Origin of the sequence: uncultured Campylobacter sp. (genome assembly GCF_937949835.1) — a bacterium.
Classification (GTDB): Bacteria; Campylobacterota; Campylobacteria; order Campylobacterales; family Campylobacteraceae; genus Campylobacter_B.
In genome coordinates this window covers 1-3,397 of record NZ_CALEDC010000037.1, presented here as the reverse complement: position 1 = coordinate 3,397, position 3,397 = coordinate 1, and the positions used below count along the sequence as shown (strand labels likewise).

At 46.7% G+C, this 3,397-nt stretch carries 3 protein-coding genes; all 3 read right to left on the bottom strand.

What is annotated here, in order from left to right; genetic code table 11:
- Positions 1 to 375: 375 nt before the first annotated feature.
- Positions 376 to 1,161: a shikimate dehydrogenase gene (locus Q0256_RS00835; protein ID WP_297959155.1), complete on the bottom strand. Its 786-nt coding sequence runs from the start codon at positions 1,159 to 1,161 to the stop codon at positions 376 to 378.
- The gene (locus Q0256_RS00830) at positions 1,161 to 2,192 is read right to left on the bottom strand and encodes a hypothetical protein (RefSeq protein ID WP_297959153.1); all 1,032 of its coding nucleotides are present in this window, start codon (positions 2,190 to 2,192) and stop codon (positions 1,161 to 1,163) included. The genes Q0256_RS00835 and Q0256_RS00830 overlap by 1 nt, the downstream gene beginning before the upstream one ends.
- Before the next feature lie 94 nt (positions 2,193 to 2,286).
- Positions 2,287 to 3,397 (bottom strand): serine hydroxymethyltransferase (locus Q0256_RS00825; RefSeq protein ID WP_297959151.1); only part of this gene is annotated, 1,111 nt, incomplete at its 5' end.

The following is a 3,397-nucleotide window of genomic DNA, read 5'->3' as shown; positions in this document are numbered from 1 at the left end:
ATCTTTTTAATAAACGCCTCGGTCTTGCGCCATCTTGCTCAAGTAAAGTTTTACCGTATAATTCACAACAGATCACATTTTACTTAAACTGCACAAAATTTTAGTTTAGATTCGTCATATAAAATTTTAGAATAGAATATATCAAGAAACGAGCAGAAAAATACGCGAGACTTTACCAAGCATCTTTATGCCTAATTCGTAGCAATTTTAAATAGAATTTTTTGTAGACAAATTAATACGAAGCAGACGTAAGAATTTTAAAATCAAACGCCCAAAGCTATACGATATAAAATTTAAGAACGTATAATTAACTCGACGCAAAATTTAAAGCATTTCATTAGACTGGGCGGATAATTGAAAAGCCTAAAGGCCAATTTAGCGCAAATTTGCAGCATGGCTCATCAGCGCCACAATCTCTGCTAGGTCGAATTTACCGCCGAAAAAGAGATTGAAAGCAAGCGCGCCCTGATTTATCAGCATCTCTTTGCCGTCTTTTGCAGGCAAATTTTTTGCGCGCGCGGCTTGTAAAAACGGAGTCTGCTTGCCGTAGATCGCATCAAAAGCAAATTTTGCGCGGGATAAAATTTCATCTATTACCCCCTCGGGCGCAGGCAGCGCGTCATCTTTGAGCCCCGCGCCGGTGGCATTGACGATCAGATCGTAGTCTTTGGATTTGAAATTTTCATAGGTAAAAAATTCCTCGCAGCCGAAGTCAAAATCTTTTACGCTGCGGTTTAGAATGTCAAATTTCACGCCGTTTTTGCCTAGAGCGTAGCCAATTGCCCGCGTCGTGCCGCCCGCACCTAAAATAAGCGCATTGCGAATCTCACCAAAGCCCAAGATCGCGCAGAAAAACCCCTGCGCATCGGTGTTAAAGCCGTGCAGCGCGTCGCCTTTTAGCACTAGCGTGTTTACCGAGCCGATCTTCTGCGCCGCCTCGCTTAGGACGTCGCATGCTTTAAATGCGTCGAGCTTAAAAGGCACGGTCACGTTCGCGCCCGTAAGCCTTAAAGCTTCAAATTTAGCGCGCAACTCCTCGCCGCGCTGCAGCAAAACTCGCCCGTAGTAGGCGTCTAGGGCTAGAAATTTTATAGCGTAATTATGAAGTAGCGGCGAGAGAGAGTGGGCGATCGGGTTGCCGAAAACCGCGAATCTATCCACTATTTCACTCGGTAGATATACGCTCCGCTATTGATGCTGCGCATATCGCTAAGTGCCTTTTGTAGCGCCTCGCCCTCAAAAGGTCCAACTAAAATTTTAGTCACGCTCTTGCTGCCGACGTGAGTTTGCAGAGCGATCGGATTATAGCCTTTTTTAGTGATTTTTTTAGTGTCAGACCCGTTTGGATCGTAGGCATTTGATGCGAAAACCTGCACATAACTGCCGTTTGCCACGCTGGTGCTGGTGCTCTTTGCTGCAACGCCAGCCTTTACGCTCTCACTTTTAGACTCTGGCTTGCTAGCTTCTTTTTTAGGCTCGGGCTTAGCGGGCTCTTTCTTGGTCTCTGCTTTAGCATGTTCCTTTTTAGCTTCCGTTTTTGAAGGCTCTTTTTTAACTTCTGTTTTTGCTTGTTTTTCAGGTTCTTTTTTAGGCTCTACTTTCTGCTCGACTTTTCTAATTTCGGTTTTAGAAGGTTCTTTTTTTATCTCGTCTTTTGCAGACTCTTTTTTAGGCTCGGACTTTTTTACGTCCGTTTTTTCAGACTTTTTGGCTTCGTCTTTAGGCTCAATCTTTTTACTTTCTATTTTAACTTCGGATTTTTTTGGCTCTTCTTTGATTTCGGGCTTTTGGATTTCTACTTTCTGTGCTTCAGGCTGAGCGCTTGCGACGACCTTGCTTTCGGAATTAGGCTCTTGGGTTTTTATCTCTACTTTGGTTGGAGCTGCAGATGCTGTATTGGGTTCTGATTTCACCTCTACAGGCTCAGGCTGCGAAGGCTCAGGCTTTTGAACTTGTACGGCAGGCTTTTGCTCCGCTTTGGCAAGCTCTTCTTCACTAGGCATAGTAAGACCTGCGTTAGTATCAATATCGTCTTTATTAATAGCCTTCATTATGATTAAAATGATTAAGAATAAAACTACGACGCCGGCTGCGACGGTAAGACCCTTTTTCAAATTCGCGTTCTTATCGACATTGCCGCTATTGATCACTATGTCGTCTATGCTGCTCATATCGAAATTTTTGTCGTTCATACTCTCTCCTAAGATTATTATTTACTTTGTAAATTCTACCACGCAAAATTTACGAAATAAATAATTCGGGTAAGCTTACCCGAATTTATTAAATTTAATACATCGCGCGGTCGTAGATGATAAAGCGGTGCGCCAAATCCCGCACCTCCTCTTTAACCTGCGCCTGAAGCTTGGAATTTGAGATGTCGCTTAGTACGTCGGCGATTTTATTTCCGATAAACTCAAATTCTTTCTCTTTCATGCCGCGCGCCGTAAGTGCGGGGCTGCCGACGCGGATACCGCTGGTGACGAACGGGCTGCGAGTCTCGCCCGGCACGGTGTTTTTATTCGTCGTAATGCCTGCATTTTCAAGCGCGGCGCTAGCGTCCTTGCCGCTAAAATCTCTATTTAAAAAGCTCATCAAAATCAGATGGTTATCGGTGCCGCCGCTTACTAGATCAAAGCCGCGCTTAACCAGCGTCTCGCCCAAAACTCTAGCGTTTGCCTTGACCTGCTTGGCATAGACCTTCCACTCGGGGCTTAGATTGTGTTTAAAGCCCACCGCCTTTGCGGCGATGACGTGCATTAGCGGGCCGCCCTGAATGCCCGGGAAGATCGCCGAGTTGATCTTTTTAGCAAATTCCTCGTCGTTGGTCATTATGATGCCGCCGCGCGGACCGCGAAGCGTCTTGTGCGTAGTCGAGCTTACGACATGGCAGTGCGGAAACGGATTCGTGTGTTCGCCTGCGACGACGAGACCTGCGACGTGCGCTACGTCGGCGAAAAGAAACGCGCCCACGCTATCGGCGATCTGTCTAAATTTAGCAAAATCTATCTCGCGCGTATAGGCGCTTGCGCCGCAAACGATCATCTTGGGCTTTACGATCTGAGCGATCTCAAGCACCTTATCGTAGTTTATGCGGCCGTCGAGCTCCACGCCGTATTCGAAGCTCTCATACATCTTTCCGCTGCTTGAAACCTTCGCGCCGTGCGTCAAATGCCCGCCGTGGCTAAGCGACATGCCTAAAATTTTCTCGCCCGGTTTCAAAAACGCGGCATATACGCCTTGATTGGCTTGGCTGCCGCTGTTTGGCTGGACGTTTGCAAACTCACAGCCGAAGAGCTTTTTGCAGCGATCAATCGCGATCTGTTCGATCCCGTCTACGAACTCGCAGCCGCCGTAGTAGCGCTTGCCGGGATAGCCCTCGGCGTATTTGTTCGTTAGC

What these genes read in the sequence shown, in the direction of transcription:
- Q0256_RS00830 (WP_297959153.1), bottom strand. Translation starts at nt 2,192, where the DNA reads ATGAACGACAAAAATTTCGATATGAGCAGCATAGACGACATAGTGATC.